Source organism: Methylobacterium gregans (genome assembly GCF_022179245.1).
GTDB classification, from domain to species: Bacteria; Pseudomonadota; Alphaproteobacteria; order Rhizobiales; family Beijerinckiaceae; genus Methylobacterium; species Methylobacterium gregans.
This window is the reverse complement of sequence record NZ_BPQM01000027.1, coordinates 82,473-108,778: the sequence shown is the minus strand read 5'-3', so window position 1 is coordinate 108,778 and position 26,306 is coordinate 82,473. Positions and strand designations below refer to the sequence as shown.

Annotated in this window: 22 protein-coding genes, 1 tRNA gene and 1 pseudogene; 8 read left to right on the top strand and 16 right to left on the bottom strand. The window is 72.1% G+C overall.

Annotated features, from left to right (window positions below):
• Positions 1-100, top strand: a pseudogene (locus MFF54_RS06890) (hydroxymethylglutaryl-CoA lyase); the annotation flags it as partial.
• Positions 101-166: 66 nt separating this feature from the next.
• On the top strand, positions 167-1,189 hold the full coding sequence (gene dctP / locus MFF54_RS06885) for a TRAP transporter substrate-binding protein DctP (protein ID WP_238301869.1): 1,023 nt from the start codon (positions 167-169) through the stop codon (positions 1,187-1,189).
• 105 nt (positions 1,190-1,294) lie between these two features.
• Here the strand turns inward: dctP and MFF54_RS06880 are convergent, their stop codons facing one another.
• The 4 genes from MFF54_RS06880 to gltX all read right to left on the bottom strand — a co-directional run bounded on the left by MFF54_RS06880 (position 1,295) and on the right by gltX (position 7,271).
• Positions 1,295-2,530: a YeeE/YedE thiosulfate transporter family protein gene (locus tag MFF54_RS06880; protein ID WP_238301868.1), complete on the bottom strand. Its 1,236-nt coding sequence runs from the start codon at positions 2,528-2,530 to the stop codon at positions 1,295-1,297.
• The gene (locus MFF54_RS06875; protein ID WP_238301867.1) at positions 2,527-3,504 is read right to left on the bottom strand and encodes a sulfurtransferase; all 978 of its coding nucleotides are present in this window, start codon (positions 3,502-3,504) and stop codon (positions 2,527-2,529) included. Before MFF54_RS06875 ends, MFF54_RS06880 begins: the two co-directional genes overlap by 4 nt.
• Positions 3,505-4,338: 834 nt before the next feature.
• Positions 4,339-5,628, bottom strand: a complete 1,290-nt coding sequence (gene gltA / locus MFF54_RS06870; protein WP_238301866.1) for a citrate synthase — start codon at positions 5,626-5,628, stop codon at positions 4,339-4,341.
• A 221-nt stretch (positions 5,629-5,849) separates the two neighbouring features.
• Entirely contained in the window at positions 5,850-7,271 is a 1,422-nt protein-coding gene (gene gltX, locus MFF54_RS06865; RefSeq protein ID WP_238301865.1) for a glutamate--tRNA ligase, read from the bottom strand.
• Between the two features lie 188 nt (positions 7,272-7,459).
• Here gltX and MFF54_RS06860 point away from each other — a divergent pair, with 188 nt between their 5' ends.
• Entirely contained in the window at positions 7,460-9,703 is a 2,244-nt protein-coding gene (locus MFF54_RS06860) for a ComEC/Rec2 family competence protein (RefSeq protein ID WP_238301864.1), read from the top strand.
• A gap of 7 nt (positions 9,704-9,710) precedes the next feature.
• On the opposite strand, the gene lexA is transcribed toward MFF54_RS06860, so the two are convergent.
• The 9 genes from lexA to MFF54_RS06815 all read right to left on the bottom strand — a co-directional run bounded on the left by lexA (position 9,711) and on the right by MFF54_RS06815 (position 18,519).
• Complete coding sequence (lexA, locus tag MFF54_RS06855; RefSeq protein ID WP_238301863.1) at positions 9,711-10,439, bottom strand: transcriptional repressor LexA; 729 nt, start codon at positions 10,437-10,439, stop codon at positions 9,711-9,713.
• 114 nt (positions 10,440-10,553) lie between these two features.
• Positions 10,554-11,783, bottom strand: a complete 1,230-nt coding sequence (locus MFF54_RS06850; RefSeq protein WP_238301862.1) for a molybdopterin molybdotransferase MoeA — start codon at positions 11,781-11,783, stop codon at positions 10,554-10,556.
• Positions 11,780-12,259 (bottom strand): cyclic pyranopterin monophosphate synthase MoaC, encoded by a 480-nt coding sequence (gene moaC, locus MFF54_RS06845; RefSeq protein WP_238301881.1) that lies wholly within the window; start codon positions 12,257-12,259, stop codon positions 11,780-11,782. The genes MFF54_RS06850 and moaC overlap by 4 nt, the downstream gene beginning before the upstream one ends.
• An 18-nt stretch (positions 12,260-12,277) precedes the next feature.
• Positions 12,278-13,126 carry an indole-3-glycerol phosphate synthase TrpC gene (trpC, locus tag MFF54_RS06840; RefSeq protein WP_238301861.1) on the bottom strand — a complete coding sequence of 283 codons (849 nt, stop codon included), beginning with the start codon at positions 13,124-13,126 and terminating at the stop codon, positions 12,278-12,280.
• Between the two features lie 9 nt (positions 13,127-13,135).
• Positions 13,136-14,149, bottom strand: a complete 1,014-nt coding sequence (gene trpD / locus MFF54_RS06835) for an anthranilate phosphoribosyltransferase (protein ID WP_238301860.1) — start codon at positions 14,147-14,149, stop codon at positions 13,136-13,138.
• Between the two features lie 34 nt (positions 14,150-14,183).
• Positions 14,184-14,822, bottom strand: coding sequence for an anthranilate synthase component II (locus MFF54_RS06830; protein ID WP_238301859.1), 639 nt, complete (start codon positions 14,820-14,822; stop codon positions 14,184-14,186).
• Positions 14,823-15,085: 263 nt separating this feature from the next.
• Complete coding sequence (gene rnr / locus MFF54_RS06825) at positions 15,086-17,401, bottom strand: ribonuclease R (protein WP_238301858.1); 2,316 nt, start codon at positions 17,399-17,401, stop codon at positions 15,086-15,088.
• 134 nt (positions 17,402-17,535) lie between these two features.
• Positions 17,536-17,874 carry a hypothetical protein gene (locus MFF54_RS06820; protein ID WP_238301857.1) on the bottom strand — a complete coding sequence of 113 codons (339 nt, stop codon included), beginning with the start codon at positions 17,872-17,874 and terminating at the stop codon, positions 17,536-17,538.
• A 66-nt stretch (positions 17,875-17,940) separates the two neighbouring features.
• The gene (locus tag MFF54_RS06815; RefSeq protein WP_238301856.1) at positions 17,941-18,519 is read right to left on the bottom strand and encodes an NADPH-dependent FMN reductase; all 579 of its coding nucleotides are present in this window, start codon (positions 18,517-18,519) and stop codon (positions 17,941-17,943) included.
• A 108-nt stretch (positions 18,520-18,627) separates the two neighbouring features.
• Between MFF54_RS06815 and MFF54_RS06810 the strand changes: the two genes are divergently transcribed.
• The 3 genes from MFF54_RS06810 to MFF54_RS06800 all read left to right on the top strand — a co-directional run bounded on the left by MFF54_RS06810 (position 18,628) and on the right by MFF54_RS06800 (position 19,814).
• A tRNA-Thr gene (locus tag MFF54_RS06810) sits at positions 18,628-18,702 on the top strand.
• A gap of 288 nt (positions 18,703-18,990) precedes the next feature.
• Entirely contained in the window at positions 18,991-19,245 is a 255-nt protein-coding gene (locus MFF54_RS06805) for a NepR family anti-sigma factor (protein WP_238301855.1), read from the top strand.
• A complete protein-coding gene (locus tag MFF54_RS06800) occupies positions 19,242-19,814 on the top strand; it encodes a sigma-70 family RNA polymerase sigma factor (protein WP_238301854.1) in 573 nt (190 codons plus the stop codon). The genes MFF54_RS06805 and MFF54_RS06800 overlap by 4 nt, the downstream gene beginning before the upstream one ends.
• 23 nt (positions 19,815-19,837) lie before the next feature.
• Here the strand turns inward: MFF54_RS06800 and MFF54_RS06795 are convergent, their stop codons facing one another.
• The 3 genes from MFF54_RS06795 to MFF54_RS06785 all read right to left on the bottom strand — a co-directional run bounded on the left by MFF54_RS06795 (position 19,838) and on the right by MFF54_RS06785 (position 24,959).
• Complete coding sequence (locus MFF54_RS06795) at positions 19,838-20,467, bottom strand: class I SAM-dependent methyltransferase (RefSeq protein ID WP_238301853.1); 630 nt, start codon at positions 20,465-20,467, stop codon at positions 19,838-19,840.
• 167 nt (positions 20,468-20,634) lie between these two features.
• Positions 20,635-21,777, bottom strand: coding sequence for a molecular chaperone DnaJ (gene dnaJ / locus MFF54_RS06790; protein WP_238301852.1), 1,143 nt, complete (start codon positions 21,775-21,777; stop codon positions 20,635-20,637).
• A gap of 290 nt (positions 21,778-22,067) precedes the next feature.
• A complete protein-coding gene (locus MFF54_RS06785; protein ID WP_238301851.1) occupies positions 22,068-24,959 on the bottom strand; it encodes a phosphoenolpyruvate carboxylase in 2,892 nt (963 codons plus the stop codon).
• 207 nt (positions 24,960-25,166) lie between these two features.
• Between MFF54_RS06785 and MFF54_RS06780 the strand changes: the two genes are divergently transcribed.
• Together MFF54_RS06780 and MFF54_RS06775 are read left to right on the top strand one after the other, a co-directional pair.
• A complete protein-coding gene (locus MFF54_RS06780) occupies positions 25,167-25,406 on the top strand; it encodes a hypothetical protein (protein ID WP_238301850.1) in 240 nt (79 codons plus the stop codon).
• Positions 25,407-25,411: 5 nt separating this feature from the next.
• Positions 25,412-26,218, top strand: a complete 807-nt coding sequence (locus MFF54_RS06775; protein ID WP_238301849.1) for a hypothetical protein — start codon at positions 25,412-25,414, stop codon at positions 26,216-26,218.
• Positions 26,219-26,306 lie beyond the last annotated feature (88 nt).

Genomic DNA, 26,306 nt, shown 5'->3' with positions numbered 1-26,306 from the left:
CGACCTGCCGCGCCTCGTCGGCCACGACGTGCCGGGTCAGGTCGCCAAGGCCGGCCGGCCCTGCGATCTCCACCCCGCGCCGCCGTTGAAGGCCGCCTGAGCCCCTGTCGGAGACAACCGGACCGGCGGTGCACGAATGCCCCGGCCTCACATGCGAGGAAACCCCATGATCACACGACGCAGCCTGCTCGCGACCGCCGCGACGGGCGCCACCCTCATCGCCTGCCCGGCCGTGCTGCGGGCGCAGAGTCCGAGGATCCTCAAGCTCTCCCACCAGTTCCCGGGCGGCACGATCGACCAGGGCGACGCCCGCGACCGCATCGCCCGCCGCTTCGGCCAGGCGGTCGAACAGCGGACGGGCGGCAGCCTGCAGGTGCAGGTCTACCCGACCTCTTCGCTGATGAAGACGCTCGCCCAGTTCAGCGCCGTGCGGAAGGGCGCCCTCGACATGAGCCTCGTGCCGCTCTCCTACGCGGGCGGCGAGGTGGTCGAGACCAACCTCGCGCTGATGCCGGCCCTCGTCTCCAGCTACGAGCAGGCCGCCAAGTGGCGCACCGCCCGGATCGGCGAGGAATTCTCGAAGACGCTCTCCGACAAGGGCGTGATCATCCTCACCTGGATCTGGCAGTCGGGCGCGGTCGCCTCGCGGGTGAAGCCGATCCTAGAGCCCGCCGACGTGAAGGGCGTGAAGATCCGCGGCGGCGGGCGCGAGATGGACATGATGTTCCAGGCGGCCGGCGGCATCGTCTCCACCATGCCGTCGAGCGAGATGTATATCGGCATGCAGACCGGCGCCCTGGAGGCGGCGGTGAGCGCCTCGACCAGCCTAATCTCCTTCCGGCTCGACGAGATGACCAAGAACCTGACCGCGGGCCGCGGCCGCTCGTTCTGGTTCATCCTCGAGCCGCTGATCCTGTCGAAAGCGACCTTCGACGCGCTGACCCCCGAGCAGCAGCGGGCCGTGCGCGACGTCGGCCAGGAGATGGAGGCCTTCTCGTTCGAGGCCGCGAAGGCCGACGACGAGGAGATCGTGAAGGTCTATGCGGCCCGCGGCGCCACGGTCCACGACCTCACCGACGCGCACATCGCCAAGTGGAAGGATCTCGCCCGCGACACCGCCTGGAAGGATTTCGCGGGCAAGAACGCCCGCTGCGCCGAACTCCTGAAGCTCGCCGAGCAGGTCGCGTAACGGGGCTTGCCGGACACGGGCAGGGATCCCGGGGGGCGCCGAGGCGGCCCCGGGACGACGGCGCGAGGGCGGAGCCGTTCGCCCGGACCCCGACCCGGAGCGATATCAGGCCAGCAGCCCCGTCCGGCGCCCGAGCCAGAGCGTGAGGCCCGAGCCCGCGAACATCGCGAGGCCGAAGACCCAGCCCGAGACCGCCCCGGCCGTGATGCCGGAGAGCAGCGTGCCGACGCTGCAGCCGAGCCCCGTCATCGCGCCCCAGCCGAGCAGCACACCGCCGAGGAGGCCGCGCAGCACCTGGCTCCCCGTGGGCCGGGCCGGGCAGAACTGCCCGGCGGCGAGCGCGGCCGCGAAGGAGGCCAGCACGAGGCCGCCGACGAACAGCCCGTTCGGCGTCAGCACGGCGTCCCGCACGGCGGTGGCGCAACCGCGGAAGCTGTCGAGCCCTTCGAGACGCTCGGGGAGAAGCCCGAGCGCGCCCGCCGCCTGCCGGGAGCGGCCGCCGATCTCCGCCGTCACCCCGAGCGGGCCGACCCGCAGATAGGCGAGGGCGCCGATCGCCCCGACCGCGAGCCCGCCGAGCCAGACCGGCCAACGCCCGGTGAACACGGCCCGCAGCGGATCCGGCCGGACCGCCGGCCGCGGCTCCGGCGCGGGCAGGTGCCGCAGCAGCGCCCAGGCCAGGACGGCGAGCAGGCCGAGCGCCGCCGCGAGGCTGCCCGCATAGCCGAGATGGCGCGGCAGCCAGAGCACCGGCATCTCGGACACGCTGGCGAGGTAGAGCGGGTTCCAGGTCGCGAAGCCGAGGACGAAGCCGAGTCCTGTGCCGACGAGCGCGAAGGGCGCGGTCGGCGAGCCCTCGCCGAGGCGGTAGAGATGCGCGCTGATGCAGGAGCCCGACACCGCCATGCCGGCCCCGAACACCGCGCCCGCGAGCACCAGCACGGGACCGACCGGCCCGATATGCGCGTCCGGCGGCAGCCGCGTGCCCGCCGGATCCGGCATCCAGGCGCCGAGCACGACCGCGTAGCCGGCGAGCCCCGCGGCGAGCGCGGCCAGGATGCCCAGCAGCCCGCGCGGGTCGCCCGCCACGAGGAAGTCCCGTCCCAGGCAGTAGAAGCAGAACCGGCTGCGCTGCAGCACGAAGCCGAACAGCGCGCCGAAGGTGAGCGACAGGGCGAGCCGCGTGCCGCCGGGCTGCCCCGCGAGCCACCACGCGGCCCCTGCGAGGCCGGCCGCGATGGCGGCTGGCGCGAGCCGACGCGGGAGCGCCCGCGCGGCGGTGCCGGCGGGCGCGTGAGGCCGGGGGAGGGGGAGAGCCCCCTCCGCGAGGCGGTCCGTCATTTGCCGCCCCAGACCGTCCCGGCGAGGTTCACCACCGGCACGCCCACCGCGTTGCCGTATTCGGTCCAGGAGCCGTCGTAATTGCGGGCCTGATAGCCGAGGATCCGGCTCAGCACGAACCACGAGTGGCTGGAGCGCTCGCCGATGCGGCAGGAGGTGATGATCGGCTTGGTACCGTCGATGCCGGCCGCCGCGTAGAGCGCCTTCAGCTCGGCCGGGGACTTGATCGTGCCGTCGGCGTTCACCGCCTTGCCCCAGGGCACGTTGACCGAGCCCGGGATATGGCCGGCGCGGATCGCGAGTTCCTGTACGCCGGCCGGTGCGATGATCTTGCCGCTGAACTCGTCGGGCGAGCGGATGTCGAGGATCTGCTCGTCGCGTTCCTTCTTGGCTACCGCCAGCACGTCGCCGAAGCGGGCCCGCAGGGCGGACGAGGCCGGCGCCGGCGTGAAGCCGGAGGCCGCGACCTCGGCGCTCCGCGTGTCGAGGGGCCGCTTCTCGGCCTCCCACTTCTTGCGCCCGCCATCGAGCAGCTTCACGTTATCGACGAGGCCGTACTGGGCGAAGACCCAGGCGCCCCAGGCGGCGAACCAGTTGTTGTTGTCGCCGTAGAGCACCACGGTGGTGTCCCGATCGATGCCGAGCCGGCGCACCAGGGCGGTGAACTTCTCCGGGCCGGCGATGTCGCGGCTCACCGTCTCGACGAGGTCGGTGTGCCAGACGACGTTCTGGGCGCCCGGGATGTGGCCGCGCTCGAACACGCCCGGCTCGACGCTGACCTCGACGATCCGGACCTTCTTGGCGTCGAGGTTCTTCTCCAGCCACTCGGTCGAGACGAGCGGGCTCTCCTTCGGATCGGTCTTGGCTGCGGCTGGCCCTGCGGTCTTGGCCGCCGGTTCCTGCGCGACGGCCTCGGACAGGGGAAGGAGGGTGCCGGCGACGAGCGCGAGCAGACGGGCGGATTGGCGCAGCACGGGACAGGCTCCGGAGCAAGGCAGGCAAGACTCCCCGGATCGGTTCGGGAGATCCCGCTGCCGATCCGCAGGTCGCGTCTAGGCGTTCTATGAATCTGGACTGAGTTCGTCGCCGCTCCCGATCGGCAGTCCGGCGAAGATCTTGAGCAGATCCTCGCAGCACGTGCCTTCTGGAGCTGCGACAGGACGGAAACTATTGCCAGGCTTCATGCAGCGTCAAGGAAACGGCGTTCTCTTTTGCTGTACTCGCCAGTAGTCTTGCTTTCTTGGCGTCGGGGCAGGCATAAAGGACTATCTTCGCCCGTTGAACGTGCGCCGGATCGAGAGCTTCCCCGAGGAGGTGAAGGGCCAAGAAGCCATGGCCGCCGTTTCCTTTTCCGTGGATGGGATGCGGTGCCCTAAGATTGGGACGCGCAGGCATTTTGCGCCGCCTCATCCCGTGCCTTCGTAGCGCAGCGCCGATCATGGCGTGACGAAGGGGGAGTGATGGTTCAGCGTGCGGAGCTTCTACCGCGTTGGTTGCGCCGGCGGCGCATCTCGCTCAAGGCCAAGCGCCTGATCGCCGCAGCGCTCCAGCGGCGCAGAGCGGTACAGGGCGCCGTATCCCAACCCCCGGCGGCCCGCGCGTCGGCGATCGTCATTCCGTTCCCGCGCGCTTAGAGCGCTCTTGCGCCGAACTGGATGCCGGTCCGGCGCAAGAGCACGCGTCACGCAATGGCTCCAGCGAGGTTCGGCCCGTGCGCGCTCTGCGCGACTTGATCGGGCCCCGGACAGAAAAGGGGCGGACGGCCCAGGCCGTCCGCCCCTTTCGTGAGCGCGATGGTCGCGGCTGGCTCAGCCGCGCTGCTCCAGCGACACATACTCGCGGCGGTCCGGGCCGATATAGAGCTGGCGCGGCCGGCCGATCTTCTGGGACGGATCCTCGATCATCTCGGCCCACTGGGCGATCCAGCCGACGGTGCGGGCGACCGCGAAGAGCACCGTGAACATGTCGGTCGGGAAGCCCATCGCCTTGAGCGTGATGCCCGAGTAGAAGTCGATGTTCGGGTAGAGCTTCTTCTCGATGAAGTACTCGTCCTTGAGGGCGATCTCCTCGAGCTTCACCGCGACCTCGAGCAGCGGATCGTCCTGCTTGCCGAGCTCCTTCAGCACCGCGTGGGTGGTGGCCTGCATCAGGCGGGCGCGCGGATCGTAGTTCTTGTAGACCCGGTGGCCGAAGCCCATCAGGCGGAACGGGTCGCTCTTGTCCTTGGCCTTGGCGACGTAGGCGTCGACGCGGTCGGGCGTGCCGATCTCCATCAGCATCTTCAGCGCCGCCTCGTTGGCGCCGCCATGGGCGGGCCCCCACAGGCAGGCGATGCCGGCCGCGATGCAGGCGAAGGGGTTGGCACCCGACGAGCCCGCGAGCCGCACCGTCGAGGTCGAGGCGTTCTGCTCGTGGTCGGCGTGCAGGATGAAGATCCGGTCGAGTGCCTTCGAGAAGACCGGGTTGACCTGAAACTCCTCGCACGGCACCGCGAAGCACATGCGCAGGAAGTTCGAGGTGTAGTCGAGCTCGTTCTTCGGGTACACGAACGGCTGGCCGATCGAGTACTTGTAGGCCATCGCTGCGAGCGTCGGCATCTTGGCGATCATGCGGATCGAGGCGATCATCCGCTGCTGCTCGTCCGAGATGTCGGTCGAGTCGTGGTAGAAGGCCGAGAGTGCGCCCACGCAGGCCACCATCACGGCCATGGGGTGGGCGTCGCGGCGGAAGCCCGAGAAGAAGCGGTTCATCTGGTCGTGCACCATGGTGTGGCGCGTGACCCGGTAGTCGAAATCGGCCTTCTGGGCCTCGGTCGGCAGCTCGCCGAACAGCATCAGGTAGCAGGTCTCGAGAAAGTCGCCCTTCTCGGCGAGCTGCTCGATCGGGTAGCCGCGGTAGAGCAGCACGCCCTCGTCACCGTCGATATAGGTGATCTTCGACTCGCAGGAGGCCGTCGAGGTGAAGCCCGGATCGAAGGTGAAGGCACCGGTCTTGGCGTAGAGCTTGCCGATGTCGACAACGTCCGGACCGATGGTCCCCTTCTTGACCGGAAGCTCGACCTGCTTCCCGTCCACCGTAATGCTGCTGGTTGCGCTCATGGGACGTCGACCTCTCCTGACGAGGGTGCGTTGCCGGCTGCGTGCCGCGGCCGGAGGCCTTGGCCCGAACTCGGGCACCGGAAGCATTTTGCTGCAGGTGCTCACAGGTGCATCGGGTTAGCGGATCGGTCGGACGCCAGCAACGGGGCGGGTGACATCCGCCCCGGAACGCCTAGCGAAAACCGGGCCGCTCGTTCGATTTCGGCCGGCCCAGGACGGTTCTAGGCGGCCTGATCGCGCAGACGTGCGAGACTCTCGTCCCGGCCGAGCACCGCCATCACGTCGAAGAGCGGCGGGGAGGTCGTCCGACCCGTGAGTGCTGCACGCAAGGGTTGCGCCACCTGACCGAGCTTCACGCCCGCGCCCTCCGCGAAGGCGCGCACGGCGGCCTCGGTTGCGGCGGCGCTCCACGCGGGCAGAGCCTCCAGCGTCGGCAGCACGGCGGCCAGGCGCGCCTTGGCGTCGGCGCCGAGCAGCCCCTTCGCCTTCTCGTCGAGAGCAAGCGGGCGCGGCGCGTAGAGGTAGTAGGCGCTGTCGAGGAGCTCGATCAGGGTCTTGGCGCGCTCCTTCAGCCCCGGCATCGCCGCCAGCAGTTTCTCACGCAGGTCCTCCGGAAGCGGCGCCGAGAGACCGCGGGCCGGGCCCACATGCGGCAGCATCGCCTCGATCGCCGCCAGCAGGTCGGCATCGGCCGCGCCCCGGATGTAGAGGCCGTTGAGGTTCTCGAGCTTCGCGAAGTCGAAGCGCGCGGCCGAGCGGCCGACCGCTTTGAGGTCGAAGGCCTGCACCATCTCGTCGGTCGAGAAGACCTCCTGGTCGCCGTGGCTCCAGCCGAGGCGCACGAGGTAGTTGCGGAGCGCCGCCGGGAGGTAGCCGAGGTCGCGGTAGGCATCGACGCCGAGCGCGCCGTGGCGCTTCGAGAGCTTCGCCCCGTCCGCGCCGTGGATCAGCGGGATATGAGCCATGGACGGCACGTCCCAGCCCATCGCCCGGTAGATCTGGCTCTGGCGGGCGGCGTTGGTGAGATGGTCGTCGCCGCGGATGATCTGGGTGACGCCCATGTCGTGGTCGTCCACCACCACGGCGAGCATGTAGGTCGGCGTGCCGTCCGAGCGCAGCAGGACGAGATCGTCGAGATCCCGGTTCTGCCACGTCACGCGGCCCTGGACCGCGTCCTCCACCACGGTCTCGCCCTCGGTCGGCGCGCGCAGCCGGATGACGTAGGGCGCGCCCGCCGGCGCCTCGGCGGGGTCGCGGTCGCGCCAGCGCCCGTCGTAGCGGGAGGGCTTGCCCTCGGCGCGGGCCTGCTCGCGCATCTGGGCGAGCTCCTCGGCGGTGGCGTAGCAGCGATAAGCATTGCCGGCGGCGAGCAGGCTCTCGGCCACCTCGCGGTGGCGCGCCGCGCGGGCGAACTGGAACACCACGTCGCCGTCCCAGTCGAGCCCGAGCCAGCGCATCCCGTCGAGGATCGCGTCGATGGCCCCTTGGGTCGAGCGCTCGCGGTCGGTGTCCTCGATGCGCAGCAGCATCCGGCCGCCGTGATGGCGGGCGTAGAGCCAGTTGAACAGCGCGGTGCGGGCGCCCCCGATATGGAGGTAGCCCGTGGGCGAGGGCGCGAAGCGCGTGACGACGGGTGACGACATCGATCTCGGGATGCAGGTGCGGCGCGCGGGCTCTTTTCGGGAACGCGCGGGCTCGCGGACGAACGGGAACGGGGCGGCCGGCCCTGTGGGGCGCGGCGGCAGTGGCTGTAGCATGGCCCCGCCGATGCGTTAAGAAAGCGTTGGCGCGGCGTGAATGTTCACGATGCGCGTGACGGACGGCCCGGACCATGGAGCGGATCGGCGCGCGGGGGAGCGGCGGGAGCCTCGCGCTCGGGCTCGCCGCACGCCGCGCGCCCGGGCTCGTCCTGCCGGCGCTCCGCGGCTGGGTCGGCGGCTGCCTCGCCGCGGAGTCCGCGCAGCGACGGCTGTTCCCCTGGCTCGCCGTCGCCTTCGGGGCGGGCATCCTCCTGTTCTTCGGGGTGGCGGACGGCACGCCCGTCCTCGCCGCGCCGCTCGGCGCGGCCGCCCTCTGCCTCGGGCTGACGCCCTGGCTCGGGACCCGCCCGGTGATCCTCGCGCTCGCGCTGGCCCTGACGGCGGCCTCCCTCGGATTCGCGGCCGCGTCCTGGCGCGTCTCGCGGGTCGCGGGCCCGGTCCTCGCCCGCACCACCATCGGGCCGCTCACCGGGCTCGTCGAGTCCCTGGAGGAGCGTGAGGAGGGCGCCCGGCTCGTGGTCCGGGTCGCCCGCTTCGGCGCGCTCGCTCCGGAAGAGACCCCACGGCGGGTGCGCGTGTCGTTCAAGAAGGCGCCGCCCGTGAGGCCCGGCGACGCGATCGAGGCGAGCGCGCGCCTGCTGCCCCCGCCGGAGGCCGCCCGACCCGGCGGCTACGACTTCGCCCGGGACGCCTGGTTCCGCGGCATCGGCGCCGTCGGATCGCTGACGGGCAAGATCGTGGTGCGCCCGCCCGCCGAAGCGCCGGCCCTGTCCTCGCGCCTCGCAGCCCTGGTGGACGCGGCGCGCAACGCCTTGACCCGGCGCATCGCCGAGGCGACCGGGGGCCAGGCCGGGGCGGTCGCCGCCGCCCTCGTCACCGGCAAGCGCGGGCTGATCGCGCCCGTGACCAGCGAGACCCTGAGGGCGGCGGGGATCTACCACGTCGTCTCGATATCCGGTCTGCACATGGTGCTGGCGGCGGGCGTGGTGTTCTGGCTGATCCGGGCCGTGCTGGCGCTGGTGCCGCACCTCGCCCTGTTCTGGCCGATCAAGAAGATCGCGGCCGCTGTCGCGATGCTCGGCGTCACCGCCTACTGCGTCTTCTCCGGGTGGGACGTCGCGGCCGAGCGCGCCCTCGTGATGACGCTGATCATGCTGGGCGCAATCCTCGTGGACCGCCCGGCGCTGTCGATGCGCAACCTCGCGCTGGCGGCGCTCGTCGCGCTCACCCGCGAGCCCGAGGCTCTGCTCGGTCCGAGCTTCCAGATGTCGTTCGGGGCGGTGGCCGGGCTCATCGCCTGCGCGCGGCTCGTCGGCGGCACCTTGTTCCGGCAGGAGGGCGCAGGCCGGATCGGACGGTTGTTCGGCGCGGCGGCGGCGGCGATCATCGGCACGCTCGCCACCACGCTGGTGGCGCAGGTCGCGACCGCGCCCTTCGCCACCTACCATTTCCAGACCGTGCAGCCCTTCGGGTTGCTCGGCAACGCGCTGACCCTGCCCCTGGTCTCGCTCGCGGTGATGCCGGCGGCGGTGCTTGGCATCCTGGCCTACCCCTTCGCCCTCGACCTGCCGGTCTGGTGGCTCATGGGGCAGGCGGTGCGGGGGATGCTGGCGATCTCCGGTTGGATCGAGGGCTTCGGCGGCGCGACGCTGGTGGTGCCGGCCTTCGGCACCGCGGCGCTCGGGCTGCTCGCCGCCGCGCTGCTGCTGGCGACGCTGCCGGCCTCCGGCCTGCGCTGGCTCGCGCTCCTGCCCGGCGCCTGCGGCCTGGCGCTCGCGGCGGCCCCGGAGCGTCACGACCTCTACGTCGACCGGCAGGGCGGCGGGGCGGCTCTGCGCGGCGCGGACGGGCGCCTGATCACGCTCGGGCGCCCCTCGGGCTTCGTGCTCGAGCAGTGGCTGAAGGCGGACGGCGACGGGCGCAAGGCCGAGGCCGTGGGCGGCGGCACCTGCGACCGGCTGGGCTGCGTCGGATACCTCGCGGACGGACGCGCCGTCGCCCTGGTGCGGGACCGGCGCGCCTTCGCGGAGGATTGCGCCCGCGCCGCGGTGATCGTGACGGGGCTCGCGGCCCCGCCCGGCTGCGCCGCCGGTCTGGTGATCGACCGGGCCTACCTCGCCCGGCACGGGGCGACCGCGCTACGGGTCGCGGTGGGCGGTGCGCTCGTCCCGCGGCACGCCCGCGATCCCGCCCGCGCCGCACCGTGGTGGCCGGCCGCCCGGCCGCCCCCGGAGACGCAGAAGGCCCCGCAGCCGGCAGCCGCGGAGCCTTCCCAGGAGGAGTCGCCCGGCGTGCCGGACGATCCCGAACCGTAACGGCCGATCAGTAGCGGCGAACGAGGCTGACGAGCCGGCCCTGGATCTGAACCCGGTCCGGCCCGAGCACGCGGGTCTCGTAGGCCGGGTTGGCGGCCTCCAGCGCGATCGAGGAGCCGCGCTTGCGCAGGCGCTTGAGCGTGGCCTCCTCGTCGTCGATCAGCGCCACGATGATGTCGCCGGTATTGGCCGTGTCCTGCTTGCGGATCACCACGAGATCGCCATCGAGGATACCGGCCTCGACCATCGAGTCGCCGCGGACCTCCAAGGCGTAGTGCTCGCCGCCCGCCAGGAAGTCCGGCGACAGGGTGATGGCCGAGCTCTGGTTCTGGATCGCCGAGATCGGCGTACCGGCGGCGATCCGGCCCATCACCGGGATCGAGACGGCGCGGCCCTGCTCGTCGGTAAACTGAGTGGTGGTAGGCCGGGGCGGAACCGCCTTGGCCCGGCCGCCCTCGACCACGCTCGGGGTGAAGCGGCGCGGCTCGGGCGCCGCGGCGCTGGCAGTCGCGGGGCCGAGGCTCTCGGGCAGGCGGATCACCTCGATGGCGCGGGCCCGGTTCGGCAGGCGCCGCAGGAAGCCGCGCTCCTCAAGTGCCGTGATCAGCCGGTGGATGCCGGACTTCGACTTGAGGTCGAGGGCGTCCTTCATCTCGTCGAAGGAGGGCGGCACGCCGCTCTCGCGCATCCGCTGCTGGATGAAGCGCAGGAGATCCAGCTGTTTACGCGTCAGCATCGGGTGGCACTCGCATTCGGGGCAGGCGGAATCGCGGCTTCGGAAACAAACCACGAACACGTTAAACGTTCCGCAAGTGTTCCGCAAGCGGGCGCGCCCAGGCTCGGACGCGCTTCAGACCAGCCGGCGGTCGAGGCGGATGATACGGCAGGCGTCGCCCGCCCGGGCGGGCGGGGCATGGGGCTCGCGGATCAGCAGCGCCTCGGCCTGGCCGAGCACCGCGAGCATCGAGGAATCCTGGCGCCGCTCGGGCGTCGCCACCGGCAGGCGGTCGGGCGCCGTCCGCAGGGTCGCCCGCATGTAGTCCTGCCGGCCGTCATTGGCCTCGAGGTCGCGCCCGAGGACGGCGGGCTCGCTGCGGTCGGCGCCCGCCGCCGGATCGCCGAGCAGGGCGCGGATCGCCGGCAGGACGAAGAGCAGCCCGCAGACGATCGAGGAGACCGGGTTTCCGGGCAGCCCGATCACCAGCATGGCGCCGAGCCGGCCGTGCATCAGCGGCTTGCCGGGGCGCAGCGCCACCCGCCAGAAGCCGAGCTCCAGGCCTTCCTTCGCCAGCGCCGCCTGGACGAGGTCGTGGTCACCGACCGAGGCGCCGCCCAGCGTCACGAGCAGGTCGGCCCGGGCCGCGCGGGCGCGGCGGAAGGCGTCCTCCAGGGCGGCGTGCTCGTCGCGCACCACGCCGAGATCGATCGGCTCGCCGCCGGCCGATTCGACGAGGGCGGCGAGCGCGAAAGTGTTCGAGGCGACGATCTGGTCCCAGGCAGGCGGCTCGCCCGGCAGGACCAGCTCGTCGCCGGTCGCCAGGATCGCGACGCGGGGACGGCGCCGCAGGCCGAGCACCGGGTGGCCGGCCGCGGCGGCGAGCGCGATGCGGCGGGCGTCCAGGGTCTCGCCCGCGCGCAGCAGCGTGTCGCCGGCCGCGAAGTCGAGCCCGGCGCGGCGGACGAAGCGGTCGGGCACGACCGGCTCAAGCACGCTCACCCGGTCGTCCTCGGCCTCGGCGTTCTCCTGGATCAGGATGGCGTCGGCGCCCTCCGGCACGGGGGCGCCGGTGAAGATCCGGACGGCCTCGCCCGCCTGAAGCGCGCCGCGGTACCCGTTGCCCGCCGCGCTGGTGCCGACGCGGCGCAGGACGGCGCCGGCCCGGTCGGCATCGGCGCTCCGCACCGCGTAGCCGTCCATGGCGGAGGCGCGGAAGGGCGGCTGCGTGCGCTTCGCCGCCACATCGGCCGCCAATGTGCGGCCGGCGGCCTGGCCGAGCGGCACGTCCTCGGCCTCGACCGGTCCGGGCACGCTCGCCAGGACTCGGGCGAGCGCCTCCGCGACCGGGATCGGCCCGCTCACGCCCCGGCCCTGTAGGCGCCGGAGCGGCCGCCGTCCTTGGAGAGCAGCCGCACGCCCTCGATGCGCATGCCGCGATCGACCGCCTTCACCATGTCGTAGACCGTGAGGCAGGCGACCGAGACGGCGGTGAGCGCCTCCATCTCGACCCCGGTCGGGCCCTGCACCCGCACCTCGGCGGTGACGCGCAGGCCGGGCAGCGCCTCGTCGATCGCGCAATCGACCCGCACCTTCGAGAGGAGCAGGGGGTGGCAGAGCGGGATCAGCTCGTGCGTGCGCTTGGAGGCCATGATGCCGGCGAGCCGCGCGGTGCCGATCACGTCACCCTTCTTGGCGTCGCCCTCGCGGATCAGCGCCAGCGTCTCGGGGCGCATCACCACGCAGCCCTCGGCGGTCGCGGTGCGGTCGGTCGCGGCCTTGTCGGTGACGTCGACCATGTTGGCCGCGCCGCTGGCGTCGAGATGGGTGAGGCCGCCCAGGTTTCTCGTCATGTCCCCTCAGGCCTCGTCGCCGAAGAGCAGGCCGCGGGTCGCGGCGGTCACGTCCGCCTGCCGCATCAGGCTCTCGCCGACCAGAACCGTGTGGAGCCCGTGCTCGCGCAGGCGCAGCACGTCGGCGTGGGTGGAGATGCCGCTCTCAGCCACCGCGATGCGATCCTTCGGGATGCCGGGCGCGAGGCGGATCGCGGTCTCGAACGAGACCTCGAAGGTCTTCAAGTTGCGGTTGTTCACGCCGATCATCGCGGCGCCGAGCGGGATCGCGCGGGCGAGCTCCGCCTCGTCATGCACCTCGACCAGGGCATCCATGCCGAGGTCGTGGGCCGTCTCCACCAGGGCGGCGGCCTCCTCGTCCTCCAGGCAGGCCATGATGACGAGGATGCAGTCGGCGCCCCAGGCGCGGGCCTCGTAGACTTGGTAGGGCTCGAACAGGAAGTCCTTGCGCAGGGCCGGCAGGGCGCAGGCCGCGCGCGCCTGGGTCAGGTATTCGGGCTTGCCCTGGAACGAGGGCTCGTCGGTGAGCACCGACAGGCAGGTGGCGCCCCCGGCCTCGTAGGCCTTGGCCAGCGCCGCGGGCTCGAAATCGGCGCGGATCAGGCCCTTCGAGGGCGAGGCCTTCTTCACCTCGGCGATGAGCGCCGGGCGCCCCTGCCCGACATGGGCCCGGATCGCCGCCGCGAAGCCGCGGGGCGGCTCCGCCTTGGCGACGCGGTTCTCGAGCTTCGAGAGCGGCACCCGCAGCTTCGCCTCGGCGATCTCGCGACGCTTGTAGGCCTCGATGCGGGCGAGCACGCTCGGGCGCTCGGGGGCGTCCGCGACAGCGGTCTCGGCGGGGAGGGCGGAGGACATCGGTGCTCCTCAGGCGTTCGAGACCGCGACGAGGCGGGCGAGTGTCGCGCGTGCCGCGCCCGAATCGATCGCATCCTGCGCCCGCGCGACGCCCGCTTCCAGGGTGTCGGCGGCGCCTGCGACCACGAGGGCGGCGCCCGCATTGAGAACCGCGATATCGCGGTAGGCGTTGCGCGCGCCGTCGAGCACCTGGGCCAGCGCCCGGGCGTTGTGGTCGGGGTCGCCCCCGCGCAGGGCTTCGATCGGGTGCAGCGGCAGGCCGACCGCCTGCGGGTCGATGGTGAAGCGCGAGATCCGGCCCTCCTCCAGCGCGACCACGGCGGTGGGGCCCGTCACGGTGATCTCGTCGAGCCCGTCCGAGCCGTGCACGGTCCAGACCCGGCGGCTGCCGAGCTCGGCCAGCACGCGGGTCAGCGGCTCGGCCCAGGCGGCCTGCGAGACCCCGAAGAGCTGGTGCTCGACGCCGGCCGGGTTCGAGAGGGGGCCGAGCAGGTTGAAGATCGTGCGCACCGGCAGCTCCGCCCGCACGGGCGCCACGTGCCGCATGGCGCCGTGATGCGCCTGGGCGAACATGAAGCAGAGCCCGGCCTCGGCGAGGCAGCGGCTCAGGTCCTCGGGCGGCAGCCCGAGCTTCACGCCGAGCGCGGCCAGCACGTCGGCCGCGCCCGAGCGCGAGGTGGCGGCGCGGTTGCCGTGCTTGGCCACCGGCACGCCGCAGGCGGCAACCAAGATCGCGGCCAGCGTCGAGACGTTGTAGCTGCCCGAATGATCGCCCCCGGTGCCGACCACGTCGATCGCGCCGGGCACGCCCGCCACCCGCACCATGCGGGCGCGCATCGCCTCGACGGCGCCGACGATCTCGTCCGGGCTCTCGCCGCGGACCTTCAGGGCCATCAGGAAGGCGCCGGCCTGGACGGGCGTGACCTCCCCCGAGAGGAGGTCGTCGAAGGCGGCGCGGGCCTCCGCGCGGTCGAGCGCCAGGCCGCCCGCGACCTTCGCCAGATGGGGCTTGAACGAATCCATGCGCGCGGGTGCTGTGCGGCCTCAGTCGAGGGCGTCAATGCACGCCGGAACCGCGCTTGTCACGCTCCGCGTGTCCCGGACCGCGCCGCTCGGCGTTCCAGGCGGCGGCGATGTCGAGGAAGTTCTGGAGCATCCGGCTGCCGTGGTGCGAGAGGACGCTCTCGGGGTGGAACTGCACCGCGTGGACCGGCAGGTCCCGGTGCTCCAGGCCCATGATCAGGCCGTCGGCCTCCGCGGTCACGCCGAGCGTGTCGGGGAGTTTCGCGCGCTCCACGATCAGCGAGTGGTAGCGCGTCGCGTCGAAGCTGTCGTTGAGGCCCCGGAAGATGCCCTTGGCCTCGTGGCGAATGGTCGAGACCTTGCCGTGCATGGGCGCAGGCGCGCGCACCACCGCGCCGCCGAAGGCCTGCCCGATCGTCTGCAGGCCGAGGCAGACGCCGAAGATCGGGATCTCGCCGCTCAGGTGCTTGACCGCATCGAGGCAGACGCCCGCCTCGTTCGGCGTGCAGGGGCCGGGCGAGAGCACCAGCGCGTCCGGCGCCTTCTCCCGGATACCCGCGACCGTGATCTGGTCGTTGCGCACCACCTCGACTCCGCCGCAGAGCGGGCCGATCAGGTGGACGAGATTCCATGTGAAGGAATCGTAGTTGTCGATGACGAGGACGTTGGCCATGGCCGGCGGCTTTCCGGAAACTTCCAGCCGATGTGGCCGGTGCGGGGCGCCGGGTCAACGGGTGCGAGGCGCGGCGGCCTCCGCGCTTCCGCCTCCGCAGGAAACCGGCGCTTCGGGGCCGACACCACGCAGGATCGATCTTGCCGGTCCCGCCCTCGCTCCGTCCTCCCGGGGCCGCGTGAGCGGAACCCGGGATCCAAGCCCACCGAAGCGGCAGGTTCGGCAGGTTCGGTGTTCATGGCTTCCGGGCTCGCCCGCGGTGCCTACCGGCGCGAGCCGCGGTGGCGGTTGCCGGTGGTGCGGATGCCCGCGGGACGCCCAGGCGGGTTCGGCTTGAACGGGCGCCCGGCCGCTCCCTTGGCCGCCTTGCCCCCCGGCCGCTTGGCGCCGGAGCGGGCCCGGCCCTCGGACAGCAGCTCGAACCGGAGCGCGCCCGCGCTCGGCGCGGCCTCGACGAGGCGCACCTCGACCCGGTCGCCGAGCCGGAAGGTCTCGCCGGTGCGCTCGCCGACGAGCGCGTGGCGGGCCTCCTCATGGCGAAAATAGTCGGCGCCGATGGTCGAGACCGGCACGAAGCCGTCCGCCCCCGTCTCGTCGAGCTTGATGAACAGGCCGGAGCGCGTCACGCCCGCGATCTGTCCCGCGAAGGTCGCGCCGACCCGGTCGACGAGGTGGTTGGCGATGAGCCGGTCGATGGTCTCGCGCTCGGCCGCCATGGCGCGGCGCTCCGCCGCTGAGATCTGTTCGCCGATCCGGTCGAGTTCGGGGACCGAGATGTCGGCGGGCAGCCCGTCCTTGCCGAGCCCGCAGGCGGTGATCAGCGCCCGGTGCACGATGAGGTCGGCGTAGCGCCGGATCGGCGAGGTGAAGTGGGCGTAGCGGCGCAGGTTCAGACCGAAATGGCCGAGATTCTCCGCCGCGTAGACCGCCTGCGCCTGGGAGCGCAGGATCACCTCGTTGAGGAAGACGCCGTGCTCGCTCTCGGCGGCGGTGGCCAGGATCCGGTTGAACAGGGCAGGGCGCAGCGCCCCCTCCTTCGGCAGCTTGATGCCGACCGAGGCCAGCACCTCGCCCAAGGCCCGCATCTTCTCCAGCGCCGGCTCGTCGTGCACGCGGTAGATCAGGGGCTGGCGCGCCTGCTCCAGGGTCTCGGCCGCGGCGACGTTCGCCTGGATCATGAACTCCTCGATCAGCCGGTGGGCGTCGAGGCGCTCGGGCACGACCACCCGGTCGACGCGGCCGTCGGCGCCGATCAGCACCTTGCGCTCGGGCAGGTCGAGGGCGAGCGGCCCGCGCCGGTCCCGGGCGATCTTCAGGGCCGCGTAGGCGGCCCAGAGCGGGCGGAGCGCGCCGTCGAGGAGCGGTTCGGTCGTCGCGTCCGGGTGCCCGTCGATCGCGGCTTGCGCCTGCGCGTAGGCGAGCTTGGCGCGCGAGCGCATCATCACGCGGTGGAAGCTGTGGCGGCGCTTCTCGCCCTCGGCGGTGACGATCATCCGCACGGCGATGGCCGGGCGCCGCTCGCCCTCGCGCAGCGAGCAGAGGTCGTTCGAGATGCGCTCCGGCAGCATCGGCACGACCCGGTCCGGAAAGTAGACCGAGTTGCCCCGCTCCAACGCCTCGCGGTCGAGGCTGGAGCCCGGGCGCACGTAGGCGGCGACATCCGCGATCGCGACCGTGAGGATGAAGCCGCCCGGATTGCCGGGATCGGGATCGGCCTCGGCCATCACCGCGTCGTCGTGGTCCTTGGCGTCCGGCGGGTCGATGGTGAGGAGGGGCCGCTCGCACCAATCCTCGCGGCCCCGCAGCGTCGCGGGCTTGGCGGCGTCGGCTTCCGCCAGCGTGTTCTCGTGGAAGACGTGCGGGATGTTGTGCAGGTGGAGCGCGATCAGGCTCACCGCCTTCTCGGAGCCGAGCGAGCCCAGCCGCTCGCGCACGCGGCCGCGGGGCAGACCGAAACGGGTCTCGCGCTCCAGGCTGACGCTGACGAGGTCGCCGTCGCGCGCCTCGCCCTCCTCGCCCGGGGGGATCAGGATCTCGCGGCCCTGGCCGCGCTTCTCCACGGGCTCGATCCGGCCGCCCTGGGCGCCCGCCCGGTACACGCCGATGATCTCGGCCCTGTTCTTGCCGATCACCTTGATGACGCGGCCGGTGTAGCGGCCCTCGGCCTCGCCGTCCGGCTCGACGCGCAGCAGCGCCCGGTCGCCGATGCCGGGGGCCGGGCGCCTGTCCCGGCGCCCGCCCTTCACGGGCATCAGCACGATCGTCGGCGGCTTGCCCTCGCCCGCCCACTCGACTGGGCTCGCCACGAAATCGCCGTGGCGGTCGCGGGAGCGGATGTCGCAGAGCACCACGGGGGGCAGGCGACCCGCCTTGGCGAGGCTGCCGCGCGAGCGGGACACTGCCCCGTCCGCCTCGATCTCCTTCAGGATGCGCTTCAGGCCGATTTTGTCGGCGCCCTTCAGCCCGAAGGCCTGGGCGATCTCGCGCTTGCCGACCTTGTCCTTGGACTCGGCGATGAAGGCGAGGATCTGCTCGCGGGTGGGCAGGGTGGCGGGGGTCGCGGTCGCGCGCTTGGCCAAAGAGTCGGGCTCGCTGCGCCGTCTCTGCGGACGGCGCCGGTTTGAGTTCGGGGCCGGAATACAAAGGCCCGGCAGGTGATAAGATGGTATCGCGGGCGCGCTCCGGCAATGTCGGGGCGGGGGCCCTCAACAGCTCAGCCGGTGGAGGCTGATCTCGCGATGCGCTCGACGGCGGCGTCGACGTCGAAGGTCTCGGCCAGAATCTCGTCGAGCGTGAACGGACATTGCCGCGGCAGGGTCAGGTTGACCCGGCCCTCCTCCGGTTGGAGTTCCGGCGCCTCGGCCGCCTGGACCGCCAAGGTCCAGGCGCCGTCCATGCGCACGCTCTCGGGTTCCGGCGGGTCGGCCGCCAGCGCCCTAAGCGCCGCGCGGGCGCTCTCCCGGAACTGCAGGCTCCTGTCGTCGTCCGAGACCAGGGCCGCCTTGGTCAGCTCGGCCAGGGCGTCCCGCACCCGCTCCACGCTCGCGTTCATGTCCGTCCCGTGATGTCCTCGGCTGGAATATGGCAAAGGCGATGCCACGGGGGAGGGGAGAGCCCGTCAGTAGGGCGTGCCCTTCTGCCGCTGCGCCCGCAGGGCCTCGGCGTACCACGTCAGCTCGTCGAGGAATCGGCTGGCCGCCTTGGGGAGCCACGCTTCGGCCGGGTCGCCGGACTCGGAGAGCGCCTTCCCGATCCGCGGGATCGGCAGCAGCGAGGGGATGCTCGGCGCGCCGAGTTCGGCCAGCATCGCCCGCAGCTGCATCGCGGCGCGCACGCCTCCGTACTGGCCGGCGGAGTAGCAGCAGATCGCCGAGGGACGCCAGAAATACTCCTCGAGGAAGTGGTCGAGGGTGTTGGAGAGAGCCGGCGGGATGCTGTGGTTGTACTCGGCCGAGACGACCACGAAGGCGTCAGCCCGCCGGTAGAGGGCGGCGAGGCGCTCCAGCGGCTCCGGAGCCTCCCCCTTGGGATACTCCTTGTACATGCGATCGAGCAGCGGGAGCTTCAGCTCGGCCGGATCGACCAGCGGCGCCTCGTGGCCGCGGGTCTCCAGGGCCCGCACCAGGAAGCGCGCGGCGCGCAGGCCCTGCCGGTCGGAGCGGACGCTACCGAGGATGACGGGACAGACCAGGGACATCGGCGATTCTCCGCGTAGACCATCGTCCGGCTGAGGATGTCACGGAGTCCCGATCCGGACCCCGATCGGGTTGAACGGCCGCGGCCCGGCTGGTAGCAAGCGAGTCGGGCCGGTGTAGCACAGCGGTAGTGCAGCGGTTTTGTAAACCGAAGGTCGGGAGTTCGATCCTCTCCACCGGCACCATGCTCTTCAGGCGCTCGGCCTGCATCGCTCCTCACAGTACGGCACAGCTTCCGGTCAAGGTTTGGCCGAGCATCGTCGCTGGAGGCTGAGCCTTACATTTCAGTAACACACGAGAAACCTGATGAAAGCCGCCTGAATGCGGCTTTCAGATCCGATTGAATCCCCATCCTGTAGCTCCGGCGCCACATGGCGATGAGCCCGGCACCGACGGACGGCCCCGAGCGCCTCCCGGTGTTCCGGAATGCGGCCTCCTCACGGTCCAGCCTCATCGCGTCCGCAGGGCTACCGATGACGCACGACCCGAATAGCGGCGCACCAGCCGCGCCGGAGGATGTCCAGCCGCCACGCCGCGGCCTGGGACGCGTTCCGCACCGGTACCGGCTCGATCCGGCCGCCCGCGCCCGGATCGGCCGCGGCCTGAGGTTGCTCTACGCGGAGGCGCTGACCCAGCCGGTTCCCGAGCGCCTCGAACGGCTCGTCGAACAACTCGGCGCGGCCCGCCCCGCTTGCCCCAGCGAACGGATTGAGGAGCCGCCGCTATGACACGGCCCGATCTCGCCCCCGGTGCGCCGCTCACCCCCGATGCCGAGATGCGCGACATGCTGCTGGGTGCGATCCCGGCGCTCAGGGCCTTCGCCTTCTCGCTGACCTACGACCTGGATCGCAGCGACGACCTCGTGCAGGACACGCTGGTGCGCGCCTGGATCAAGGCCGACAGCTTCCGCCGCGGCACGAGCCTGACGGCGTGGCTGTTCACCATCCTGCGCAACCTGTTCTACTCCGAGCAGCGCAAGCGGAAGCGCGAGGTCGAGGATGTCGACGGCAGTCTCGCCGCCCGCCTCGGCAGCCTTCCCGAGCAGGAGATCCGGGTCGAGATGGAGGCGTTCCGCGGCGCCCTTGAACGCTTGCCCCTGGCGCAGCGCGAGGCGTTGATCCTCGTGGGAGCCCAGAACTTCACCTACGAGGAGGCCGCGGAGATCTGCGGCGTGCCGACGGGGACGATGAAGAGCCGGGTGAGCCGGGCGCGGCTGCGCCTGATCGAGCTGCTCGGCATGGACGGGACGGGCGACATCGGCACCGATGCCCAGACCCGCGCCGCGCTGGGCGATTAGCGTGCGTCCGCCGGGCTCAGGCCTCAGGGCCGACGGTAGACCCAGACCCGGGCAGGCGGAAGGTTGAGCCAGACCCGGTTGGAGCGGTCGGCGGTGTAGCTGCCGGCCTCGCAGCGGGCCGGGATCGGCGGCACCACCGCGTAGGTGAACTGCACGAAGGGTGCACCCGGCTGCATCAAGTCGTGGGCGGCGTTCAGCAGGTCGAGGCGCTGCTCCAGCGGCTTGGTGAAGAGCGGCAGGCTGGAGATCGTGGCCGCGGCGGGCTCGCGCAGGATGTCGCCCAGGGTGCGGCGGATGTCGTAGGCGTCGCCGCGAATCACCTGGACGCCGGGGAAGCGGCGCGCCAGCAGGGCGCAGAAATCCGGGTTGAACTCCACCAGCACGAGGCGCTCGGGCACCACGCCCCGGCGCAGCAGGGCCTCGGTCACCGGGCCTGTGCCCGGGCCAAGCTCGATCACCGGGCCGTCGCGGCGCGGATCGACGTAGGAGGCCATGGTGCGGGCGAGCATCTTGCCCGAGGGCGTGACCGCGCCGGTGACCAGCGGGCGCTCGAACCACGAGCGCAGGAACCGCGCCTCGTCCTCCAGCGGATCGCGCCGCTCACCCAACCCCGCGGCCCGCGCTTTCGTGCTGGAACGACGTAACGGAGGCAAGTCCGGAGTTCCTTGTTATCGTTGGAGGATCGAGGACGACGCTCTCATACCGCCAAGCCGGCGGCCCTGCTAGGGCAACGCCGCACGGGACCGGCCAAAAGCGACAACCGTGCGGAGCCGGTTTGGATCCGGCCGCCCGCGCGGTTTTTGCCCGGCCGCCGACGGGCTCAGGCCTGTGCCGCACCGCCGAAGAAGTCGCGCACCTTCGAGAAGAAGCCCGTGCTCTCCGGGTGGTTGTCGTCGGAGGCGGTCTTGTCGAACTCCTGGAGCAGCTCGCGCTGACGCTTGGTCAGGTTCTGCGGAGTCTCGACGAAGACCTGGATGTAGAGGTCGCCCACTTCCCGCGAGCGCAGCACCGGCATGCCCTTGCCCTTGATGCGGAACTGCTTGGCGGTCTGCGTGCCCGCCGGGATGCGCACCTGGGTCTGCGTGCCGTCGATCACCGGCACGGTGATCTCGCCCGCGAGCGCCGCCGTCACCATCGAGATCGGCACGCGGCAGAACAGGTCCGCGCCGTCGCGCTGGAAGAAGTCGTGCGGCTTGATCGAGAGGAAGACGTAGAGGTCGCCCGCCGGCCCGCCGCGCAGCCCGCTCTCACCCTCGCCGGCCAGCCGGATGCGCAGGCCGTCGTCCACGCCCGCCGGCACGTTGATCGAGAGCGTCCGCTCGCGGTTGACCCGCCCGGCGCCCGCGCAGGACGTGCAGGGATCGTCCACGATCTCGCCGCGGCCGTGGCAGTTCGGGCAGGTGCGCTCGATGGCGAAGAAGCCCTGCGCCGCCCGCACCCGGCCGTAGCCGCCGCAGGTCGAGCAGGTGCGCGGCTTCGAGCCGGGCTTGGCGCCCGAGCCCGCACAGGTCTCGCAGGTGATCGAGGTCGGAATGCGGATGGTCTCGGTCTTGCCTGTGAAGGCCTCTTCCAGGCTGATCTCGAGGTTGTAGCGCAGGTCCGCCCCGCGCTCGCGGCCCGGCGCGCCGCCGCGCCCGCGGGCCTGCCCGCCCCGGCCGTCGCCGAAGAAGTTGTCGAAGATGTCCGACATGAAGTCGCCGAACTCGTTGCCGAATCCGGGGCCGCCCGCACCGCCCTGACTGAACGCGGCGTGGCCGAAGCGGTCGTAGGCCGCGCGCTTCTGGCCGTCCGAGAGGCACTGATAGGCCTCGTTGATCTCCTTGAACTTGATCTCGGCTTCCTTGTCCCCCGGGTTGCGGTCCGGGTGGTAGGTCATGGCGAGCTTGCGGAAGGCGGTCTTCATCTGGCCGTCCGTGGCCGTCCGCTCGACGCCCAAGATCTCGTAATAGTCCCGCTTCGACATCCCTGTCCTCAAGGTCCCTCGCCCCGCGCCACGGGGGCGGGCGGCCAGCCGATTCGCCCGGTCGATCGGAGCCGGGTCTAGCATGCCCGCGCGTTTCCGCGACGCCGCACGGGCAGGCGGCATATAAGGATGCCGGTTTCCGGCTGCATCCTCCGGCCGCGTTATCGTTCCGGATCCCAAAGGTCGAGACCTTTGGCGGGTGCAGGACGGAGCCCTGCTGCCTGGCTGCGCCGAGGATGTGGCTCGGCTACCCCGGGACTCCGCCCAAGGACCCCGCCTTCAGGCGCCCGCTACCCGAAGGCGCCGACCTCGTGCTGGATCATGCCGGAGATCTCGCGGACTTGGACGAACATGCGCCGGATCGGCTGGAACAGGCCGGTATGCTCGGCCTCGTAGGTGCCGACATCCCGCGGCCCCGCCGGTTCCCCGAAATTGAGCCCCAGGGTCGGGTCGGGGGTCACGGGGAAGATCTCGTCGAGGAGCGCGAGGCAGGCGTCGATGTCGAGGCGCAGGAAGCGCTCCAAGAGCTGCTCGCGGCTCACGCCCGCCTGCGGCCGGAAGCTCGGGATGTGCACGGCCGTGAACCAGATGCGGTGGATCAGGGCGAGGCGCAGGGCGTGCAGCAGGGTGAGGCGCACCGACATCTTCTTCAGGTCGGGCGCGGCGGCCTGCAGCCCGAGCCAGTCGCAGGTGAGACGCCCGAACAGGCGGCGCAGGGCCGGCGCGAGGTCGAGCCGCTCGAGGCTGCGGGCGATGGTGATCAGCTCCTCGCGCCGCCCGTCCTTCTGGGTGCGGCGCGCCCGCTCCAGCCAGACCGCCGGGTCGAGCGTGTCGATATAGGCGCGCAGCACGTCGAGGTCGCCGACGCTCGCGGCGTGCTGGGCGAGGCGAAAGGCGCGCGAGAAGCGCACCGAGTCGCGGCGCATCTCGTCGAAGATATCCGGCGCCCGCTCGGCCGCCCGCCCGAGGCCGTGCAGCGAGTTGGCGAGGTATCCGAGCTGCTGCAGGATCGCGTTGTTGGGGATCGCCCGCATCTGGCGCGGGTGGGTGATCAGCGCCGGGCCGCCGCCGTCGCTCTGGCGCGCCACGGGCCGCGAGCCGGTGCGGTCGATCAGGCTCGGGCCGAAGGTGCCGAGCAGCGCCGCGTAGCCGGGATCCTCGACGAGCGACTCCATCTCCTGGCGCACCGCCGTGAAGAACTCGAGCGCGAAGTCGGTCTCGGCGTAGACCGGGTCGCGGGCGGCGTCCGGCCCGGCCTTCGGCTCGGCCAGCGCGTAGTCCGCGAAGGCGTCGTCCTCGGCGAGGTCGAGGGCGTAGACGTGCTCGGCGATCCGCGCGAGGCTGGCCTCGGCGAGCGCGGGCGAACCGAACAGCAGGTAGCCGTCCGTGCCCTGGAAGCTCGATTCGAGGCGCACCCGGATGCCCGCTGCCCGGTTCTTCGCGCGCGCGTCCTCGGGGGCGAGGTAGGCGAGGCGGTCGCGGAGCGAGGTCGGGTGGGCGCCACGCCCGATCGACTCGCCGTGCGTGTCGAAGATCGCGAGCTCGATGTCGGCGAGCCCGTTCTGCACCATCAGCTCGGTGATGCGCAGGCGCAGGCGCTCGATCCAGAAGGTGGCGGCGAGCTGGCCGACATAGCGGCCCGAATCCGAGTAGCCGAACTGCACGGTGAGCCGGCCGATGCGCTTGAGGTAAGCCCGCCAGTGCGGGTTGCGCAGCGCGTCATCGAGCACGCGGATGCCCTGCTCCAGCGCCTCTGCCGTCTCGAAGAGGGGCGTGATCTCCAGCTTGTCGGCGATGCCGTAGTGCCGGGCGAGCCAGAGCGCGGCGAGCAGGGTGTAGCCGGTCTCGGTCTCGGCGATGAGGAAGCGCACCGGGTGGGTGCCGTCCACGTGCTTGAGGATCTGGGCGATCGTCATCATCAGCCGTGCGGCCGAGGCGCGCTCGGCGGCCAGCGCCCCGAAATCGACGTCGACGGCCGCGACGTCGTTGAGGAGCGCGTGGATCGTGGCGAGGTGCGAGCGGCGCTGGGCCGGGTCTGCCGGCTCGCCCTCGATATCGGTGACGCGCCGCACCGCGTTGTGGATCTGGCTGGCGTTGAGCCGGAAATGCGGCAGGGCGTTCGAGAGGCCGTGCGTCGCCACGCCCGCGCGCAGCACCGCGATCGTCCGCTTGTCGGCCTCGTCCTCCGCGGCCCCGAGCGCGGCCGCGAGGCCTGCGAGCAGCGCCCCCGCATCGGTCTGGGCTCGGTCGCGCTCGATGATTACCGCGAGGGCGAAGCGATGCACCGCCTCCAGCGACGGCTTATCGCCGAGCCTGGGCGCCACGATGAGCTGACGGTTGACCGCGCTGAGGGCGTTCTCAGCCAGCGCGCGCACCACCTGCGTTGCCGGAATCTTCGGCACCTGGCGCAGCACGCGCTCGAACTGCATACGCTTCGATTCGAGGCGGTAGCGCAGGGTGTCCCACCAGCCGATATCGGTGCGCCCGTCGGTGTCGCAGCCGACCCAGCTCGCGACCGCCAGCGGGCGCGGCACCAACTCGCCCCAGCGGTCGGGCCAACGGCGGCGGGCGGCGTCGATGAGCGCGCCGTTGAAGCCGTCCAGCGCCGCGCGGGCATGGTTGGCTGCGATGCAGGCCTGGTCGAACTCGTCGTCGAGGCTGATCTTCGGGTCGGGCCGGGTCGAGAGGGCGGCGGCCTCGGCGATCAGCGGCTCGCGCGCCGCCGGATCGGCGAGGCTGGCGCTGCGGGCGAGGAGGGCCGCCACTGCGCGGGGCATGCCGAAGGTCGGATGGGCGGTGAACACCACCGCGAAGGCGGTTCGGCCGACGCGGTCGCGGAACGTCTCGAAATCCCCCGCCCGCTGCGGCACCGCGGCGGCGAGGCGGTTGGGCACCGCTGCGTCCGCGTCCTCTCTGTCGTCGGGTGCCCCGTTGAGCCCCACATAGGCCCGCAGGCGGGCGGCCCGCTCGGCGAGCGCCTGGGCGCGGAGGCGCACGAACAGGGCGTCGAGGTCGTCCCCGCTGATCTCGCCGCGGTCGAAGCGGCGGGTGATCGCCAGGGTCACGGCGAGCACGGGGTTGCGGAACGGGTCTTCCGCCGCCTGCTCGCGGGACGCCTCGATCAGGCCGCGCAGATGGGTCTCAAGCTCCTCGGGGCTTCGGCTCCGCTCGGTCTCGCGCATCGATCGGTCCTGGCTCCCTGTGATTCGGTTCTATCCGGCGAGCATCCGCGGGAACCCGTTCGGCATCCCGGTGCAATCTCCGTTCCGCTTCGTCGGCGGCCCCGCCTGATCGCGCGGCGCGCAGGCATGCGCAAGAGGAGGCCGGCGCTTGAGGAAGCCGAGGAGAGAGGTGCAAGAGGCGTGCGCTTCGGGTAACGGTTCGTCCGCATGGAACTCCTCCTGATCCTGGGCGCCGTGCTCGCCTGCACGGTCGTGGGCGTGATCGCGGTGCGCCTGTCGGCCCAGAGCCGCCGTCCACCCCTGCGGCTCGACAGCGAACTCGACGAGCGCGACGAAGATCTGCTCACCCGGGTCGGCCCATCGCGCAGTCCCATCGACCGCTCGGCGGAGGTGCTGGACATCGAGCCGGTTCGGTCCGACTCGCGTCGCCCCAGCGAGAAGATGTGAGCCCGATGGTCCGTACGGCCCCGATCCTCGTCGCTGCCGCGCTCGCGCTCGGCCTGCCCATCGGCAGCCGCGCGCAGGACGCGCCCGTCACCGATACGGCACCGGAACCGAAGCCGGCGCGCCCGAAGCCGCCGAAACTCGCCCCCAAGCCGAAGGCCAAGGCCGAGCCATCGCCCGCCGCGCCGGCTCCTGCACCGGCTCCCGCGCCGCGTCCTGCCGAGCCCCTGCGGGCGCCGGCCGCGGGCATCGACCGGGCTCCACTCGATGCGACCTTCGCGGCGCCGCCGACCATCGCGTGCGGTTCGCAGGCCGCGCGCTTCGCAGGCGAGAAGGGGTTCGAGGTCTTCGTGACCCGGGTCGGACGGGCGCAGGTCGAGAACCCGCTGCGGCCCCTCACGCCGGAGACGACCGAGGTGCTGCAGGTGGCCATCGGCGGGAAGCTCGCGACCGCCTACGGACCCGACCTCTCGGCCCTCCGGCGGGGCGGTCCGCCGGGCGCGATCGAGGCGCAGCTCGGAACGACGATCCGCTGGCAGGAGACGCTTCCGCCCTTGCCGGACCCGCTGAGCATCGTCTCCGAGGATGGCCGCCCTCTGGCGCGCCTGGGCTTCCGGGACTGCACCGAGGCGCCCGCGGTGAAGGCGCCCCCGCCGGTCGCGGCGCGCAAGGAGGCGAAGCCCGCCCGCGCGGCGAAGACGCGGGAGGCCGCCCCGGCGCCCGACGGCGAGGCGGCGCCCCTGCGCGGGCAGGCCAAGGCGGCACCCAAGGTCCCGCCCGGTTTCAGCCTGCCGCAGGGCGCTATCGGCGAGTGACGCCGAGATTTCACGGGAAAACCCTGGGGCAGCGCCGGATCGCCCGCGCGCACGTAAGGAAACCGTAACGCATGAATCCGGTCCTGAA

Excerpts from the sequence above, each read along its gene's own strand:
- dctP (WP_238301869.1), top strand. The coding sequence starts at position 167 with ATGATCACACGACGCAGCCTGCTCGCGACCGCCGCGACGGGCGCCACC.
- MFF54_RS06785 (WP_238301851.1), bottom strand. The coding sequence starts at position 24,959 with ATGCGCGAGACCGAGCGGAGCCGAAGCCCCGAGGAGCTTGAGACCCAT.
- MFF54_RS06880 (WP_238301868.1), bottom strand. The coding sequence starts at position 2,530 with ATGACGGACCGCCTCGCGGAGGGGGCTCTCCCCCTCCCCCGGCCTCAC.
- MFF54_RS06805 (WP_238301855.1), top strand. The coding sequence starts at position 18,991 with ATGACGCACGACCCGAATAGCGGCGCACCAGCCGCGCCGGAGGATGTC.
- trpC (WP_238301861.1), bottom strand. The coding sequence starts at position 13,126 with ATGTCCTCCGCCCTCCCCGCCGAGACCGCTGTCGCGGACGCCCCCGAG.
- MFF54_RS06775 (WP_238301849.1), top strand. The coding sequence starts at position 25,412 with ATGGTCCGTACGGCCCCGATCCTCGTCGCTGCCGCGCTCGCGCTCGGC.
- gltA (WP_238301866.1), bottom strand. The coding sequence starts at position 5,628 with ATGAGCGCAACCAGCAGCATTACGGTGGACGGGAAGCAGGTCGAGCTT.
- MFF54_RS06820 (WP_238301857.1), bottom strand. The coding sequence starts at position 17,874 with ATGAACGCGAGCGTGGAGCGGGTGCGGGACGCCCTGGCCGAGCTGACC.
- gltX (WP_238301865.1), bottom strand. The coding sequence starts at position 7,271 with ATGTCGTCACCCGTCGTCACGCGCTTCGCGCCCTCGCCCACGGGCTAC.
- MFF54_RS06860 (WP_238301864.1), top strand. The coding sequence starts at position 7,460 with ATGGAGCGGATCGGCGCGCGGGGGAGCGGCGGGAGCCTCGCGCTCGGG.
- MFF54_RS06780 (WP_238301850.1), top strand. The coding sequence starts at position 25,167 with ATGGAACTCCTCCTGATCCTGGGCGCCGTGCTCGCCTGCACGGTCGTG.
- MFF54_RS06800 (WP_238301854.1), top strand. The coding sequence starts at position 19,242 with ATGACACGGCCCGATCTCGCCCCCGGTGCGCCGCTCACCCCCGATGCC.
- trpD (WP_238301860.1), bottom strand. The coding sequence starts at position 14,149 with ATGGATTCGTTCAAGCCCCATCTGGCGAAGGTCGCGGGCGGCCTGGCG.
- dnaJ (WP_238301852.1), bottom strand. The coding sequence starts at position 21,777 with ATGTCGAAGCGGGACTATTACGAGATCTTGGGCGTCGAGCGGACGGCC.
- MFF54_RS06815 (WP_238301856.1), bottom strand. The coding sequence starts at position 18,519 with ATGTCCCTGGTCTGTCCCGTCATCCTCGGTAGCGTCCGCTCCGACCGG.
- MFF54_RS06830 (WP_238301859.1), bottom strand. The coding sequence starts at position 14,822 with ATGGCCAACGTCCTCGTCATCGACAACTACGATTCCTTCACATGGAAT.
- lexA (WP_238301863.1), bottom strand. The coding sequence starts at position 10,439 with ATGCTGACGCGTAAACAGCTGGATCTCCTGCGCTTCATCCAGCAGCGG.